This window comes from Trichocoleus sp. DQ-U1, assembly GCF_039961925.1.
In the GTDB taxonomy this organism is placed as follows: domain Bacteria; phylum Cyanobacteriota; class Cyanobacteriia; order Cyanobacteriales; family FACHB-T130; genus FACHB-T130.
The window spans coordinates 42,379-59,437 of sequence record NZ_JAMPKB010000025.1; the positions used below are offsets into that span (position 1 = coordinate 42,379).

A 17,059-nucleotide genomic window follows, 5' to 3' on the forward strand; every position below is an offset into this window, starting at 1 on the left:
TGTGGCAGATGGATGAGTCAAAATCGCGCTAAACTCAAGCTTACTGCCACTAAAAATGACCCTCTCTAAAATGACCACGATGCTCAACGAGCTTGAGGCTCAATTAGCCGCGCTCAAACAGGAAGCAACTCAAGCGATCGCTGCCGCCGATACCCTGGAACGCCTAGAGGAACTCAGAGTCGGCTATCTGGGCAAGAAAGGGCAGCTCTCGAAGGTACTAGGGGGTTTAGGCAAGTTAGACGCAAGCGATCGCCCCCGCATTGGCGCTTTAGCAAACGAAGTTAAAGAAGCGCTACAACAAGACTTGGATCGCAAGCGGACAAACTTACAGGAAGCACAGATCCAAGCAAAGCTGGAGTCAGAAACCCTGGATGTCACGATGCCGGGAGTTTATCGTCCCCTCGGTCGCAAGCACCCCCTCAACAGCACGATCGACCGGGTTGTAGATATCTTTGTCGGACTCGGCTACACGGTCGCCAACGGCCCGGAAATGGAGACAGACTACTACAACTTCGAGGCGCTGAACACTCCCGCCGACCACCCCGCCCGCGATATGCAGGATACTTTCTACCTGCCGGATGGTAATCTGCTGCGGACTCATACTTCTTCGGTGCAGATTCGCTACATGGAAGAAAATGAGCCGCCGATTCGGATTGTTGCACCCGGACGCTGTTACCGTCGGGATACCGTCGATGCGACCCATTCGGCAGTCTTCCATCAGATCGAAATTTTGGCAGTAGATGAAGGACTGACTTTCACTGACCTCAAGGGCACGATTAAAGTGTTTTTGGAGGAGATGTTCGGCGCAGAGTTGCCAATTCGCTTCCGAACGAGTTATTTCCCCTTCACTGAGCCTTCTGCGGAAGTGGATGTGCAGTGGCAAGGGAGATGGCTAGAAGTGATGGGCTGCGGGATGGTCGATCCCAATGTTCTCAAGAAAGTAGGTTACGACCCAGAAGTTTATACTGGCTTTGCTGCTGGCTTTGGTGCTGAGCGCTTTGCGATGGTACTGCATCAAATTGATGATGTGCGCCGGATGTACAGCAGCGATTTGCGCTTTTTGCGGCAGTTTTAAGTAGAGGGAACCTCACTCTCAACCCTTCTCCGCAGGCGGAGAGGGGGCTATTTCCTTGGGTGATATGGGGTGCTATTTTTTCGCCTCCCTAAAGAGCAGGGAGGGGTTGGAGGTGATGCTTCCGGTCATACCGCATCCTAAGGTTCAATACTCCCTCCCATCAATATTCTCTCCTCTCCGTGGAGGTCGAGGGTCTGGAAGTGAGATTCCGAGTGTATATATTTCACTAAGAGTGAGAACCCCCGGATAAGTTTTAGAGATTTTCCCGACCTAATATTTTCCCGGATGAAGGGATCTAACTGTGTTAAAAAGAATTAAGTCGCTGCACCTGTAAGAGCGATCGCTAATCAGCCAAGTATCGAAAGAAGTATTCTTTTAAATGCGGTTGAATCCAAACCTAGGGAAAAATTTGGCTTTAGTGCCGCTAGCGATCGCGAGTATCTTTTGTGGAGCTTGTACAGATCAGCTAACAGACAAGCAACTGGAAACATGGCGAACGGAAGCGATCGCTCTCAATGCCCAGAAGGTAAAAGCCAATTCCCAAGAGCCACAGGAAACTGAATGGAATCTAGAGATTGGGGGGCAAATTGCTCAGAGGGAATCTGTGCAATTGAATTGGCAACAGCTACAAGCATTGGCAACCGAGCGTGTAAAAACCACAGATCCGAATTTTGTACTCAACCCAAAAGAGATTTTTGACTTTCACGGCATTCGTGTCTCTAGCCTCTTAAAACAGTTAGCGATCGCCTCCGATGTCAGGGATGTTACCTTTGTCTGCTTTGATGGCTACCAAGTGACAATTGCCGTCAAGGATTTGCTTGCCTACCCGATTACATTAGCGATCGCCAGAAATGGCAAACCAATTCCTCGCGCTCAAGGCGGCCCAATTTATTTTATATTTCCGTATAGACGATACCCAGAATTGAAACAGAAGTATAACGAATTATCTTGGGCATTTTACGTTAGCCACATGATAATTGGTACTGAACCCGTAAGATTACGTGTAGGAAAGCGCGAACTAGATTTAGCGACTCTTGACAAACTGCCCCAAGTCACAATTTCGGACAATGTTGGGTATAGAATGGGCTGGCCTACTGGCAAAGTCAAACTTCACGGAGTGCGCGTGCGCGATGTTTTAGCCTTCGCGGGTGTTCAGTTGCCCGTTAATGGCGAAATTGTGGTTCAAGGGAAGGCACCCATTTCCCGTGACCCCTCTAATCCAGTCCGCTTGGCAGCCGCCGACCTGCGCGACTGCGACATTTTGCTGGCAACTAGATGGGGCGATAACCAAGAATCTATCCCCGCAAAAATGGGTGGCCCATTGACACTCGCTTTTGGTTCTAAGTGTCAAGATAGGGAAGAGAAATCTTTCTCTTTGAGCAAACAGAGATGGGTGACATTCGTAGTTGAAATTTTGTCCAATTTTTGATAGAAATTAATACACAACTATCACAACCAAATTTACAGAAGATATCAACTGTTTTTAAGGATTTTATATGAGCAAACCATTAGATGAAACTCTTTCAACAGAACTGTCTAAACGCATTAAAAGCAAAGCGAAAACTCCTTTTGATAATGCCTATAAAGCAGCCTTGTTAACTGAAGGGTGTATGTATGTTCAAGGTTTTTTAGTTTGGGATGACCAGCCATACAAACCAATTGAGCATGGTTGGCTGGAGCTGGATAATTGTATTGTCGATCCAACTCTGCCACATTTCAATAAAAATCCTCAAGAACTCTACTACTTTCCGGCACAACGTTTAACCATAAAAAAACTGATTGCAGCGGTAGAAGAAGCTCAGGAAGATTATCCAGAAGATGACGCACTACCTGTTTATGATGCTTTACCGCATGAGTATTACGGCAATGTGATGATGGGTGGGAAAAACTATTCGGAGGCATATAACGAGGCTCAAGCTAAGTGCAAAGAGTTGAATAAACCCAAAAAGAAGACTAACTTAGAGAGCGAACCTACTTGAGTCTAGAAAGAATAACTTATTAACAGTCATCAGACACCAAGAATATCAGTGTCTCAAACCGACCTACCAATTTTAAAACTTAAACCGGATGCTAGATGACGCTAGTGGGATGTAATAAAAATGAGAATCACGAGCGCTAAAGCACCATGAAAGTGTTTGCTTTCCACTCAATCCGCACCCAGATTATGACTGCGACAACGCTGTTGATAGTCACGCTAGTTGGCTCAATCGTTTGGGTTTGGGCAGAGACCGAGAGTAACCTCTACCGCCAGCAGCAGAAGAGTCAAGCAAAGTCCTTAGTCAAGCTATCAGCTTATGCCTTAGCGAACGAACTTTCTGAAGATAACTGGAGTCAAATCCGCGTGGATCTGGATTTGCTGATGAAAGAAAATCAGGATTTCCTATACATTCTCGTCTCTGATGTTCGGAAAAAAAATCAGATCCTCGCGTCGTCTCCTAGCGATTTCCAAAACCAGTACATTCCAGATATTGTGCCAGTAAAAGTGACGAATGCCGCCCTAGATTTATCGCAAAAGTCTTCTGCTGTAGAAACATTTGCTTTGCGGGATATCAAGTTTTTGGAGAGCATACGCGCGAAGCGTGGCGAACGAATTATAGAGGTAAGTTCGGATGTCCAAATGGTATCTGGTGAAAAAATCGGCACGTTGCGGATTGGGATGTCGCTACGACAAATTAACCGCGCTGTTGTCTATGCGGTAAATCAGGCGTTGCTGGTGGGTACGGTGGGACTTTTCGTTGGTTTAGTGTATGCGTATATTTTGGCAAAGCGGTTGAGCGATCCAGTGCAGCGTTTGCAGGTAAGTGCTGCCAGAATTGCTGCTGGGGATTTGCATCATCGTGCGGAAATTAACTTGTCTGATGAAATTGGTGCTTTAGCAAAGTCTTTTAACGAGATGTCAGTCGCATTGCAGACATCGTTTAGTAAGTTACAGAAAACTTTGAAATCGTTTGAACATTTCGTACCGGACAAATTTCTTGCAGTTATTGCACCAGAGGGAATTGAAAACATTCAGGTGGGTGTATCAGCGACGCGAACAATGACGATTTTGTTTTGCGATATCCGAGGTTACAGCTCAATGGCTGAACAAATGACGCCACAGCAAACATTTTCGTTTTTGAATGATTTTTTGGAATGTATGGGATTGCCGATTGAAGAGAGTGGTGGCTTTATTGACAAATATATTGGCGATGCAATCATGGCATTGTTCGATGACGAAGGAACTGATTCCGCGGTGCGTGCGGCAATTTTGATGCAACAGACGCTTTCCCTGTTCAATGAGGCGCGGATGCAAAAAGGTTTACCAGCGATCGCTGTCGGTATTGGTATCCATCGCGGTGAGGTGGTGATGGGTACCGTGGGATTTACTTCCCGTATTGACTCTACAGTGGTTGGCGATTCAGTGAATCTAGCTTCTCGCCTGGAGGGTTTAACGAAGCAATATAACTGTAATATTTTGGTAACAGAGTCAGTGGTAAATAGTTTGTACCATCCCGAATCGTTCTCCTTGGGATTGGTAGATAAATCGGTGAAGGTGAAGGGGAAAGACGAAGCGATCGCTATTTACGAAGTCAAGATATAAATGATTTAAAATTAATCCTTTTATAATTAAGCTTTTAACAACGAAAAACAACGCCAGCAGTTCAGATCCCGGACTTCTTAAAGAAGTCCGGGATCTCGGTTGTACAAGTTATTTAAGAGTGTTAGATTTATGAGCAAAATGCTCTAACAACAATCGGTGAACAAAAATATAACCGCCGCCCACTTTTTGTAATAAAATGCGCTCAGTCGCCCAATCTAGGAAACGAGCATAATTCCAAGGTATGTAACCGTTAGAGTAAAGAATAACTCGTAAAGTAAAGTGTTTCACGCAAGCTTCACCCGCTGCAAACATTCCGAAAAATAACCCAATAATTAGTCCCCAAAAGAGGGGAATACCCATTACTCCAGCAATGATTTCTAACCCCAAGATTCCTACAATTGCAAAGAATGTTGCATTTCTTGCTGACTGCCAAATCCCTTGATTCGGAACTGTACTGGTTTCGATTCCTGGCCCCATCAACCCACGCATCAATATAAAAATTAGCCACGCACCCAAACCGCCCCGTAGCCCGGAAATCAAACTATCAGTTAACCCTGACTGGAGATTAAACACTAATCCCGAACCTAGCCCACTACTTAATCCCGAAACCAGCCCACTACTTAACCCCAAAATTAGCCCAGCAATCAGCCCAACAACTAGCCCGGATTTCAGGTTATCTTTTGCTTTTGCACTTGACCATTTCAGCGTTTCGACTGGGTTGATTTGATTACTAATCACTCCAAAAATTAACCCTGCACCCAGAAAACCACATAGTCCACTAATGAGTCCAACAATTAATCCAATTTGCAGCCCCGCCGCGTGCCCAGAAATTATACCAGCCCCCAATGCTGCACTCAGTCCAATCAACAAACCCAGAGTAACAGCATACATTCTTCTTTGCCCGTTTGTTGGCAACCAACTAGGCTGAATCCGTTCAATTAAAAATACCGTTTGTGACTTTTCAACTAACCTTTGTGCCAGCCAACTGAGCCAGTGAATTGCTTGTTCTTTTGAATACTGAGTATTCCCACTTCTGCGCTCAAACATTCTTTGAATATATTTATCAAATAAATGTTGGCGGCGTTCTTCTAAATTTAGACCGGGTAAGTCAGTAATTGACATTCCTTGGTAAGCGAGGGTCATAATACTGAGTATTAGCGGGGATTTTGCTAATTCTTGCAGTGTCGTATCTGCTTGCAGTGCGGTGTTGAGTGCTGCTAGTTCTGTTCCCGTACTTTTTAGATATTGATAAATTTGTTCTAAAGTGAGCGGTTGGATAAAAACTGCGCCTTGAAATCGGAGACGGTTCGATAACAATTCATAATCTTTGAGGCGGCTACAAACAACAATTTCAGTTTGCCCGTATTCCTGACTAAATTGATTAATTGCTTCAACACAATGCTCCCGGCGTTCGGCACTGACTTCATCTAAGCCATCTAGTAACAGCAGTAGTTGTTGCTCTTTAATCCAATTCTTGCCAATTTCTTTAGAAACTTGATATTTAGTATTGAGTTCCCGAATCAGCCAGTCAGCGATTTTTTCTTTGGCATTCGTCCAGGCAGAAAGATTAAATACTACGGAAATTGGCTGATTGACATCTTTTTCGGCAAAATCAATGAGATCGCGGGCAAGTTCTAGAAGCGTTGTGGTTTTTCCCGCACCCGGTTCGCCTAAAATTAGCAAAGTTCGCCCTTCTCCCATCTGATTAAAAAGGTCGATGACTCTAGTATTTTTAGATAAAGTTTGTCTGGGTTGGTCGGCAGTTTCCCAGACAATCCCCCAAGGTCTATCGATTGCATCCAAGCGTTTTTCTAAGCCGAGTTCTATTAGCGCTTTGCCATGTAAGGAAGTTTCAAGAACGCCTTTTATCCAGTAATTTTTGACCTTATTGATCAATATCTGGCGATGGCGATACTCCTGACGGCTGTGGGGAATTCTAGGTTCTGATTTCTCTTGTCTAACAGATGGAAGGGGTGAGGTTGGTATCTCTGCAAAGTTAATCGTATTTACATCAGATATGGAAAGCTTTTGGGCGTGCGGCAAGGCTTGGTCGTGAGGTTGCAAAGCTGATAGCATGGTTTTGGCATCTGGATAGCGATCGCTCGAATGGCATCGCACTGCCTTATCCAAAACCTCTACTAAATTCGGGCTAAATCCTAGGGCGTCTGCATCCCACATCATCTCGCCCGTCTGAGGATTGATATGAAAGTCTTGAGGACGTTTACCTGTCAGCAGATAAATCGCAGTCAATCCTAGACTATAAATATCGCTTGCGTAGACAGGTTTACCCGCTGCTTGTTCTGGGGGCATATAACCCAGCGTCCCGACAGCAATTGATTGACTGATATCGCTTTGGGCGTCTACCGTCCTGTCAATGATTTCCTTAGCGATGCCAAAATCGATTAAAACAGGCTTGTCATCCTGTTGTCGCAGAATAATATTGCTCGGTTTGATATCTCGGTGGATAACTCCTTTGGTGTGGATATAATCCAAAACTGGCAAGAGACTTGCTAGCATTTCCTTGACTAAATCTTCGCCCAGAAGTCCCTGCTGTTGCAATTTTTGACTCAGGGTGAAACCTTCAATCCATTCCTGAACTAAGTAAAACTGCCCTTTTTCTTCAAAATAAGCGTGCAACCGAGGAATTTGTTCGTTCCCTTCACCCAGTTGCTCTAAGATAGCTGCTTCTCGCTGAAATCGCTCTTGAACGAGTTGATAAACTTGGGGGTTATTGGATACAGGTTTCAGTTGCTTGATGACACAAATACGACGGGAAGGCATATAGGTGTCTTCCGCCAAAAAGGTTTCGCCAAACCCACCTGTTCCCAACGCCCGAATGATGCGATAGCGGTTATTTAAGAGCGTCGGTGTCATCTCAGTTTACGCTGTTACTGGTTGCTGGTGATTCTATACAAGCATCATAGCTGGGAGCGATCGCGCTCAGTTGAAGAGGATATGAAGATGTGTAGGATGCAGTTTGAGGCGAAGCTGCGCTCTCACTTCTTGCAACTACTGTTACTCTGAGGCAGATAGTAATCCTCAATAATTCGTGAAGGCAAGATACCCGACTTCTTCAAGAAGTCAGGTATCTGAACCGCTGGCATATCAATATTCAAAGAGGATTGCTATATACAGTTACATTTTGGCAAAGTGTTCTCTTAACAAGTCGTGAATGAAGCGATAGCGTCCACCGACTTGTTTAATCAACCTACGCTCATTTGCGTAGCTGAGAAAACGCGCATAGTTCCAGGGAATCGCCCCACTCTTCCACAATATTAAGCGCAAGGCGAAGTGTTGAATGACAGGTAAACCAGCATAGATGATACCATATAGTATTGCCCATCCAAGTCCAGGAATCACTGTACTTATGGGTTCAACAAACTGCTCTCTAGCTACGAATGGGGCTGCGTAAAGTATCATCCCCATAGGCAAGAGAATCCAAGTAATAATTACAGTATTTTTTGCTGAATTTATAATCCCTTGATTGGGTCGATTTCTGTTTCTTATTTCTTCTGCAATCAGCCCATTAGTCAGTCCAGTAATCAGCCCAATACTCAGCCCAAAAATCAACCCACCAATCAACCCACCAATCAACCCAATAACCAGCCCACCAGTCAGCCCCTTAATTAGACCTTTCCGAGTTTTTTTCCAAGTAATACTCAAATCGTCAGCTAGCTCTATTTTCCTAAAAGTCAGCCCAAAAATTAACCCAAAAATTAACCCAAAAAACAGTCTAAAAATCAATCCAAAAATTAGTCCACCAATTAGCCCAAAAATTAACCCGAAAATTAGCCCCGAAAGCAATTTCTGTTTAGGGGTATCTAAAAAAGTTGGCTGCATTTTTTCAATCAGAAATTCTGTCTGTTTCTGCTCTTTTAAGGTTTTAGCTAGCCAAATCAACCAGCGGTTACTCTCCTTCGGTTCATATCCTTGACAGTCGTGAGGCAGTTCTAAGCGGCGTTTGATATAAGCATCAAACAAGTCTTTGCGGCATTTCTCCTGGTATGCTTCGAGTTCAGCCGGAGAATTGAAGCGTTCAGCTTTGCTTTCTAAACCATTTGAATAAGCTACCGGAATGAGATGCAAGAATAGCGGCATTTTTGCTAACGCTAGTAATCCAGATGGATCGTTCTGGATACCTTGCCAGAGATGTCCGCAATTTAACCGTTGCAAATAGCCTTTTATCTGCTTCTCTTCCAGCGGTTTCAGACAAACTGCTCCCCGTAGCGTCAAAATTTCCTCACTCGTTTTGTACTCTTCCTCACGACAACAGACGACTATCTGAGATAGACGAGAAGTGGTTTGCAGAAACTCATTAATTCTGTCAATACATATTCCCTGACGAGTTTTCAATTCATCCAAACCATCTAGCAACGGCAATAATTTCCCTGTTTCCAACCACTCACGAGTAATTGCCTCTGGGATATTATTGCGGAACTTCAAGTCAGCTACCAGCCAGTCAGCTATCGCTTGCTTATCATCTTCCCAGCTAGAAAGTTCAAATATTACCGGGATTGGCTTTTCTGGCTGTTGTTGGGCAGCTAAAATCAAGTCTTGAGCCAGTTCTAGCAGCATCGTGGTTTTGCCCGATCCGGGCGCACCTAAAATTAGCAATCTGCCTGAAATATCATCTCGCTCAAAGACATCTATAATTTTTTTGCTAGGCTCAGACTCAGCGGTTGCTCGTATAAATTTCGGTAGTTTCTCCCACCAATTAGGAGACGGTTTAGCATTTACCGTTACTTCTGGAGGTCGTCCTACCTCTTCCCGTTGGTCTTCCATCAGCAGCGGAATCAACTCATCATCATGCAGAGAGTCTTCCATCCGCACTGTTACATCAGTTAGCATAATTGCCAGCAATTCCTGCCGCCATCGCTGTGAGATTGCCTCTGGTGTATTGCTGGAAGTTTCAGCGTTATTTCCTTGCCTACTTCTGAGCAAATACAGCGTCGTTGGCACCGCAAAGATGTAGCCAAAGCCCAAAGTCCAGCAAACCTTTTGAATCCAATCGGCGTTTTGCTCTGCCTGTGCCGTACCGATTAACCCGGCACCCAGGATGCCTATCACTCCAAACGACATTCCTAGCCCAAAAATGAAGCACTTGCCGCGAAAGGACTTTTGTTTGTCAAATGTGCTAGACAGAAGCCCCCCAATAACGGCAATCAATCCCAGCAGCAATAAAAGCAGTAGCCGAAGGAAGTCAGAAGTTGTCATATTTGAAAATAACCAGGATTAGATGCCAAGCGATCGCAACCTCAATCTGGGCATAATCGCACTATACTCACACAAATAAATTCGTCGCTATTCTATCCCTCTCCTCCTCTGTGCCTCTGCGATGCGATCATCTTTCATCCACCTGATTCCCCGTGCTAACCTGTTGAGAATCATTACGCTGATACACTTGTACCTACCCGAACAGCCTAATTGACCAGCACCTATGGTCTATGTCAAGCGAGTGGAACTCAGTAACTTCAAATCCTTCGGCGGCACTACCTCAATTCCGTTGCTGCCGGGGTTTACCGTGGTTTCTGGCCCTAATGGTTCGGGGAAGTCGAATATTCTCGATGCGCTGCTGTTTTGCCTCGGACTCGCCAGTTCTAAGGGAATGCGGGCGGAACGCTTGCCGGATTTGGTGAATCACAACCAAACCCATCGCGGCACGGTGGAGACTAGCGTGACGGTGACGTTTGATTTGTCTGATGTACCGCATGCTTTCGCAGATGAGGAGGAGGAAACGCACAATGGGCAAGGAGAAAATCCTGACGATCCCACCCTGCCACCCCTTAAAAAGGGGGGGAGAAATGATAACTCAGACTGGAGTGTGACGCGGAAACTGCGAGTCACTCAGCAAGGCACGTACACCTCGAATTACTACATCAACGGCGCATCCTGCAACCTCACCGAACTCCACGAACAAATGAACCGCCTGCGGATTTATCCAGAAGGCTACAACGTCGTGTTGCAAGGAGATGTCACCGGGATTATTTCGATGAACCCGCGAGAACGGCGGGAAATAATTGATGAATTGGCTGGAGTGGCGACCTTTGACCGGAAAATTGTGCAGGCGAAGAACACGCTAGATTCCGTTAAAGAGCGGGAAGATAGCTGTCGCATCGTTGAGGCGGAACTGGTTGCCCAACGCGATCGCTTATCTCAAGATCGCATCAAAGCTGAAAAATACCAAAAACTTCGCGCCGAACTTCAGCAGAAAGAACAGTGGGAAGTCGTTCTAAAATGGCGAAGCCTTCAACAACAAGAGCAACGCCTCAAAGAGCAAATTGCCGCAGGCGATCGCACTTGTGTTGAGTTAACCACCCAACTAACTGCCCTCAATGGTCAAATCCAGCAAGCAACCGCAGAACTCGACCAACTCAACGCGCAAGTGAAAGCGCTGGGGGAAGAAGAACTTCTGGCTTTGCAATCGGTTCTCGCGACTCAGGAAGCGGAACGGCGTGCGACACAACGCCAGCAGCGCGAGTTAGAAACAGCGATTGGGAATACTACAGCGAATATAGAACACGAGGAGCGAAGTCTTCAACAACACCAGCAAAAGCTGCAACAGTTCGCTCAAGAACAACAAGTTATCGAAACCAACGATATCGCGTCTCTACGTGCCGCACGGGATGAAGCGCAGCAAGTTTTAGAGCAAAGACGGGAAGCCGCCAGTGCGATCGCTGCCGCCTCGGAAGCTTGGGTGCAGCAACAAACCGCCCTAAATCGCCAAATCGAAACTTTACTGCAAACGGTCGAACCGCAACGGACAGAGCAAGCGCAACTCAGAGAACGTTATGCCAACTGGGAGCGGCAAATCGAGGAGCAAAACCAGCTTTTAAAAACAATTGAGCCGGAATCTACTACAAAACAGTCTCGATTGGCTGATTTTGAAATACAACTCAATGATTATGCCCAAGAAATCCAATCCTTAGCGAAATCTCTGGCAGCCGCCGAACACGAGTTGCAAATCCAGCAAGAAACTCAGAAGCGACTGCTACAAGAACAAAGGGACAAACAACGCCAACTCGATAAACTCGAAGCTCAAGCCCAAGCCGAGCAAGAAGCGCAAGGCACCTTCGCCACCAAAGTGATTTTGCAATCTGGATTACCCGGTGTCTGCGGCTTAGTCGCCCAGATAGGGCGGGTTGAACCCCGCTATCAGCTGGCACTGGAAACCGCCGCTGGTGGGCGTCTGGGAAATCTGGTGGTAGAAGATGATGGCGTGGCAGCGGCGGGAATCGAACTGCTGAAACAAAAACGGGCAGGGCGGATCACCTTCTTACCCCTGAATAAAATTCAGCCACCGCGATTTTCTCAAACCGTCGCCCTGAGTTATGCGAATGGATTTATTGACTATGCGGTGAATTTGATTGATTGTGAGGCGCGATATCGGGATATCTTCGCCTACGTCTTCGGCAGCACCGTTGTCTTTGAAAACCTCAATGATGCGCGTCGTCACTTGGGGCAGCACCGGATTGTTACCATCGATGGGGAACTGTTGGAAAGCAGCGGGGCGATGACGGGTGGCAGTAGCAATCAACGTTCTGGGCTGCATTTTGGGACGGCTGACGCGGCAGAATCGGCAGAAGCAGCGGCGTTGAGAAATCGCTTGCAAGAGATTGAGCGAATTTTAGATCGCTGTGGTGAGATTATCAGTTCTTTGACCGCAAAAACCAAGCATCTGAGTCAAGAATTGACGGAGGCGAAGGCGAAGCGGCGGGAACAAGAACTGCAATGCCAACAGTTGCAAAAGGAAATTAAGAACTTAATTGCACAAACAGAACAAGCGCGATCGCTTCTTTCTAAAAATACCCAAGAATTCCATACAGCTGAGTCTCGCTTAGCCTCCCTTAATGCCGAATTACCCGCGCAGGAAGCGCAACTGCAACAATTGCGGCAAGCTTTAGCAGAATTAGAACAATCTCAAACTTCAAGCGAATGGCAACAAATTCAGGCGACGATTAAAACCGGCGAACAACAGCTGCAAGAACGGGAAAAAGCGCTTCGTACTGCTGAGCAAAGATTAAAAGATTTGGAAAATCAGCAACAGCGATCGCAAGAAAAAATCCAAGAATGTCAGCAGCGCTTGCAAGAATATCGCACGCAACAGATAGAACAACAAAATCAGCTAACAGCCCTCAACACTAAAGCCGAAGAACTTATCACTCAAATTGCCCAAACCCAAGCCGGATTAAAACAGCAAGAGGAGAAATTAGGGGAAATTAAACAACAACGCGATCGCGCCGAACAAGAATTGCGATCGCGTCATCTTTCCCAACAGCAGCTGGAATGGCAACAGCAAAAACTCCAAGAAACCCAACAACAGCACCGGGAAGCCTTAGCCACTGTGCAACCGCAGCTAGAAGCGCAACAGGCAGAATTACCCGATCCGCTGCCAGAAGTGCCCATGCTTGTCAATCCGGGTTCTACTGAGACGGAAGCGATCGCCTTTGACTCCTTAATCACTCAACTTGAACAATTGCAAAAAGAAATGCGAGCGATCGCCAAACGCCTGCAAGCAATGGAACCCGTCAATATGCTGGCGTTAGAAGAATACGAACGTACCACCACCCGATTAGAGGAACTCACTCAGAAATTAGCAACATTAGAAGCAGAACGCACCGAATTGTTATTGCGAATTGAAAATTTCACCACCCTCCGACGCCGCGCCTTCCAAGAAGCCTTCGATGCAGTCAATCAAAACTTTCAGTCAATATTTGCCGAACTTTCCGATGGCGATGGTTATTTACAACTCGACGATTCTGAAGATCCTTTCGTTGGAGGTTTAAACCTCGTTGCACACCCCAAAGGCAAACCCGTACAGCGGCTTGCTTCCATGTCCGGCGGCGAAAAATCCCTCACCGCCCTGAGTTTCATCTTTGCCCTGCAACGCTACCGTCCCTCGCCATTCTATGCTTTTGATGAAGTCGATATGTTTTTGGATGGGGCAAACGTAGAGCGATTAGCTAGAATGATTAAACAACAAGCGATGCAGGCGCAGTTTATTGTTGTGAGTCTCCGACGCCCTATGATTGAGTCATCTGAACGCACGATCGGCGTCACTCAGGCGCGAGGAGCTTACACCCAAGTTTTGGGACTAAAATTGCAGTCTCAAAAAGAGTCTGTATGATTTGAATTAGTATTAGTAACTAATAGGATTCGAGATCGGGATTCGGCCTCCAATGACATCTGAACAAATCCGTCAACGCTCCGACATTTTAAATACCCAAGTCATCACCCGCGACACTGGTAAGCGCGTGGGTGTTGTCAAGGAGCTATTGGTAGACATCGATCAGCGCAAGGTTGTGGCGCTCGGTTTGCGAGACAATCTGCTCTCGATTGCGGGAATGCCCCGGTATATGCTCCTTGATAGCATCCGTCAGATGGGCGATGTGATCTTGGTTGAAGATGACGACGTTATTGAAGATATCGACGTTGATGCCTACAGCACCCTGATCAACAGCGAAGTGATTACGGAAACGGGCGAACTTCTAGGCAGAGTCCGGAGTTTCAAGTTCGATCCTGACAGTGGCAAAGTTTACTCATTGATCGTGGCATCTTTGGGGCTGCCGCAAATTCCCGACCAAGTGATTAGCACCTATGAGCTGCCGATTGAGGAAATTGTCAGCAGTGGCCCGAATCGATTAATTGTATTTGAAGGCTCCGAAGAGCGTCTTGTTCAGCTAACGGTGGGCGTTTTAGAGCGTCTGGGCATTGGCAGAGCGCCTTGGGAACGAGAAGACGAGGAAGCTTACTTCCAGCCGACGGTTGCATCAGACAAGCAGCTGGGAACTGGTATCCCCATTCGCACCCCGACTGTCACGCCACTCCGCACTTCCACCCCAGTCGTTGACAACCGCTGGGATGAGGACGAGTGGGACGAACCAGAACCAGAGCCAGTTCGGAAGCGCCAAGCCGAATCCATTTATTACGAAGAAGACGACGAAGAGGATAACTGGAGCGAGGCGACAACCGAAACGCGGGGCGTTCGCTATGAAGAGCGACCCTACGTGGAATCTGAGCCATACGATGACGAAGAGGACTACGAAGAAGACGCATACGAGGAGAAAGATGTTTGGGAAGATGCTGAGGAACCAGAGCCTTACAAAGCACCCCGCCTAAACATTCCTGAAAAAACCAAAGCGCCGGAGTACGAAGACGGCACCTATTAAGGTGAACCCCACCCCAGTCCCTCCTCGTGAATGTTGAACCCCACCCCAGCCCCTCCCCGTTTACGGGGAGGGGTTCAATATTCTCCCCTCTCCGTTCACGGAGAGGGGTTGGGGGTGAGGTTCCGAGCGTATGCACTAAGCGTGAGAACCGCCATCCAGAACACAAGTCCCACCGGATGCTTCTAAAGCAAGTTAGAAGCAGCGGGTGGGATTTTCATTCAAGAAAATTGCACGGCGCAATGTCTCCCAGCATCTTTACTTTCTTCGCCGCCAGACAAGCCAAGCGATTCCCAGTCCGAGAATGACGAAGAAAGCGATCGCGCTAGCGGATACGAAGTTGTTCGCGCTAGCGGAAGCCAAGCTATCCCCAGGAACTGGCTCCTGACTAGATGGCTGGCTAGACTGACTAACTTTTGGCACCGCCGTCCCTGCTGCCACGGTGACGGGAAATTTTAGCTCAAACGCCTGAAAATTTGCTCCCGATGCAGGTGTGCCGCTGAGTTGCACCTGATAAGTCCCCGGCTTGGGGAAAACAATCTCGGCACCCGGAATGCCTTGATATCCTTCTGCGGAAATGGCTTTTAGCGGGGGCGACAAGATGGGCGAGGCGTTTTGGGTGCGGGGTTCAGAGTAGACGGTTAACTGGCAATCACACTGCTGTAAGGGGATGACCTGACCGCCTTTGCGAGTGAGTGCAAACCAGGTAAGAGAAGGTTCTCCAGCTTTGGGGTTGTCATTGGGTTCAATGTGCAGGGTACCGCCGACATCTTCTGCAATCTGTACCTTATGGGCAGTCGCGGGTGTAACCAGTAGTGTCAGGAAGAACACCGTTTCACCTATTGTCTGCAACAAATATCCGCGATTCCCCCAACCCTTCTGATTAAGATACGGTTGGTCAATTTGTAAAGAGCTTTTACCGAGACTGGGAAGGAGGGACATATAATTTTTCAAGTGAAAAAAGTGACCAAATCCAGCGAACTCGCACCAGTAATACACCCAACGCCACCATTCCCAGTAGCCCTACCCGCAGCTGATTCGCCCAAGTCCCCCCTAAAGTACCGAGGTAATGGGAACCGATTAGCACCGCATGAATTACACACAGGAGAAACGCTGGAATGCTCAGCAGATGAATCTGTCGCCAGCGTTTGCCTAAAGATTTCTGTATCCGGTCAAAACTGGTTAGTGCCGCTGGAGTCATCAACGCCAAAGCGATCGCTCCCGCGCCCATCCCCCATTGATGCACTGGTAACATAAAAAACACTGCGTTGAAATTCCAGTTCAGCGTATGCTCTACCATGTGAAAAATGTGGGCAAGGGACAGCACATAAGCTCCCACTCCCAAGGCGCGGCGGTAATGTAAGAATTGCGACCAGAAGCGGCTAACCGGACGGGCAATCAGCGCCAGCATCAAACACAGTAACGCCGCGTGTCCCGTGTAATCTACCATTGTGTCGCCGGTTCGCATCAGGGTGAGGATACCAATCGTCAGCGTCACCCAACCGCCCAGCCGAAACAACTGGCTGCGTTTGTCAGCACTTAATTTAGATGCCGACACTCCGACACCCAGCATCATGGGCAGCGTTCCCAGCCCAAAAGCGAGCATGGTTGCTGCCCCCATCCAGAGACTGCCCGTTTCCGCTGCTTTGAGTTGAGCCGCATACAAGAATCCGCAGGGGATTAAGCCCCAAACCAGGCCCAATAAAGCCGGTGTTAAGTCGGGGCGATTTTGGCGATCGCTTGTAGATACCCCTCCGGGCGGCTGGCTCGATTTCAGCGACAGCTTGACCATTGCGGCGTTCAGACGATTGTGCCAGATGCCTTGCTTGAGGGGATGTAAAATCGGGAGCCGAGGCAGGAAATCTGGTTTAATCTGTGCCAAGCCAAACCAGATCAGCATCAGTCCGGTCAAAATAGCGATCGCGCGGCGCAAGTCACTTCCGATTCCAGCGAATTGCCCTCCGGCAATTAATAGAGAACCCAGTGCCCCAAGTCCAATACCCGTGAGGGTATAACTAACAATCCGCCCCAAATTTAATAGCCCGTGAAAATACAGTTGCTGCTGCCAGCGGGGAGCGGTATTTTGCTGATGGGACAGGGAAAACGCTACGGTGAGAGGGCCACACATTCCCACGCAGTGACCAAAACTCCCCAAAAATCCCAGAGCCATGACTAGCAACAAATCCAACATTATGTTTGTTTCTTAGGAACCTCTCCAGCGGCTTGTTCGGTCGAAAGCTG

10 protein-coding genes are annotated in these 17,059 nt (G+C 47.4%); 6 read left to right on the forward strand and 4 right to left on the reverse strand.

Annotation, left to right across the window (positions count from 1 at the left end):
* Positions 1-79: 79 nt before the first annotated feature.
* The 4 genes from pheS (at position 80) to NDI34_RS12740 (ending at position 4,655) form a co-directional block, all read left to right on the forward strand.
* Complete coding sequence (gene pheS / locus NDI34_RS12725) at positions 80-1,075, forward strand: phenylalanine--tRNA ligase subunit alpha (RefSeq protein WP_190415893.1); 996 nt, start codon at positions 80-82, stop codon at positions 1,073-1,075.
* Between the two features lie 379 nt (positions 1,076-1,454).
* Entirely contained in the window at positions 1,455-2,504 is a 1,050-nt protein-coding gene (locus NDI34_RS12730) for a molybdopterin-dependent oxidoreductase (protein WP_348232826.1), read from the forward strand.
* A gap of 67 nt (positions 2,505-2,571) precedes the next feature.
* Positions 2,572-3,054, forward strand: a complete 483-nt coding sequence (locus tag NDI34_RS12735; RefSeq protein ID WP_190415806.1) for a hypothetical protein — start codon at positions 2,572-2,574, stop codon at positions 3,052-3,054.
* Positions 3,055-3,200: 146 nt separating this feature from the next.
* Positions 3,201-4,655, forward strand: coding sequence for an adenylate/guanylate cyclase domain-containing protein (locus tag NDI34_RS12740; protein WP_348232827.1), 1,455 nt, complete (start codon positions 3,201-3,203; stop codon positions 4,653-4,655).
* 108 nt (positions 4,656-4,763) lie between these two features.
* Here NDI34_RS12740 and NDI34_RS12745 read toward each other — a convergent pair whose 3' ends face one another.
* Positions 4,764-7,529, reverse strand: coding sequence for a protein kinase (locus NDI34_RS12745; RefSeq protein WP_348232828.1), 2,766 nt, complete (start codon positions 7,527-7,529; stop codon positions 4,764-4,766).
* A 261-nt stretch (positions 7,530-7,790) separates the two neighbouring features.
* Complete coding sequence (locus NDI34_RS12750) at positions 7,791-9,869, reverse strand: NACHT domain-containing protein (RefSeq protein ID WP_348232829.1); 2,079 nt, start codon at positions 9,867-9,869, stop codon at positions 7,791-7,793.
* A gap of 223 nt (positions 9,870-10,092) precedes the next feature.
* On the opposite strand from NDI34_RS12750, the gene smc reads away from it, so the two are divergent.
* Positions 10,093-13,779 carry a chromosome segregation protein SMC gene (gene smc, locus NDI34_RS12755; RefSeq protein WP_348232830.1) on the forward strand — a complete coding sequence of 1,229 codons (3,687 nt, stop codon included), beginning with the start codon at positions 10,093-10,095 and terminating at the stop codon, positions 13,777-13,779.
* Between the two features lie 52 nt (positions 13,780-13,831).
* On the forward strand, positions 13,832-14,821 hold the full coding sequence (locus tag NDI34_RS12760) for a PRC-barrel domain-containing protein (protein WP_348232831.1): 990 nt from the start codon (positions 13,832-13,834) through the stop codon (positions 14,819-14,821).
* A 255-nt stretch (positions 14,822-15,076) separates the two neighbouring features.
* On the opposite strand, the gene NDI34_RS12765 is transcribed toward NDI34_RS12760, so the two are convergent.
* Both NDI34_RS12765 and NDI34_RS12770 read right to left on the reverse strand, forming a co-directional pair.
* Complete coding sequence (locus tag NDI34_RS12765; RefSeq protein WP_348232832.1) at positions 15,077-15,760, reverse strand: hypothetical protein; 684 nt, start codon at positions 15,758-15,760, stop codon at positions 15,077-15,079.
* Positions 15,735-17,009: a sulfite exporter TauE/SafE family protein gene (locus NDI34_RS12770; RefSeq protein WP_348232833.1), complete on the reverse strand. Its 1,275-nt coding sequence runs from the start codon at positions 17,007-17,009 to the stop codon at positions 15,735-15,737. The genes NDI34_RS12765 and NDI34_RS12770 overlap by 26 nt, the downstream gene beginning before the upstream one ends.
* Positions 17,010-17,059 lie beyond the last annotated feature (50 nt).

Bases quoted from the DNA above. Each gene is read 5' to 3' on its own strand.
- pheS (WP_190415893.1), top strand. From the start codon at position 80: ATGCTCAACGAGCTTGAGGCTCAATTAGCCGCGCTCAAACAGGAAGCA.
- NDI34_RS12730 (WP_348232826.1), top strand. From the start codon at position 1,455: ATGCGGTTGAATCCAAACCTAGGGAAAAATTTGGCTTTAGTGCCGCTA.
- NDI34_RS12735 (WP_190415806.1), top strand. From the start codon at position 2,572: ATGAGCAAACCATTAGATGAAACTCTTTCAACAGAACTGTCTAAACGC.
- NDI34_RS12740 (WP_348232827.1), top strand. From the start codon at position 3,201: ATGAAAGTGTTTGCTTTCCACTCAATCCGCACCCAGATTATGACTGCG.
- NDI34_RS12745 (WP_348232828.1), bottom strand. From the start codon at position 7,529: ATGACACCGACGCTCTTAAATAACCGCTATCGCATCATTCGGGCGTTG.
- NDI34_RS12750 (WP_348232829.1), bottom strand. From the start codon at position 9,869: ATGACAACTTCTGACTTCCTTCGGCTACTGCTTTTATTGCTGCTGGGA.
- smc (WP_348232830.1), top strand. From the start codon at position 10,093: ATGGTCTATGTCAAGCGAGTGGAACTCAGTAACTTCAAATCCTTCGGC.
- NDI34_RS12760 (WP_348232831.1), top strand. From the start codon at position 13,832: ATGACATCTGAACAAATCCGTCAACGCTCCGACATTTTAAATACCCAA.
- NDI34_RS12765 (WP_348232832.1), bottom strand. From the start codon at position 15,760: ATGTCCCTCCTTCCCAGTCTCGGTAAAAGCTCTTTACAAATTGACCAA.
- NDI34_RS12770 (WP_348232833.1), bottom strand. From the start codon at position 17,009: ATGTTGGATTTGTTGCTAGTCATGGCTCTGGGATTTTTGGGGAGTTTT.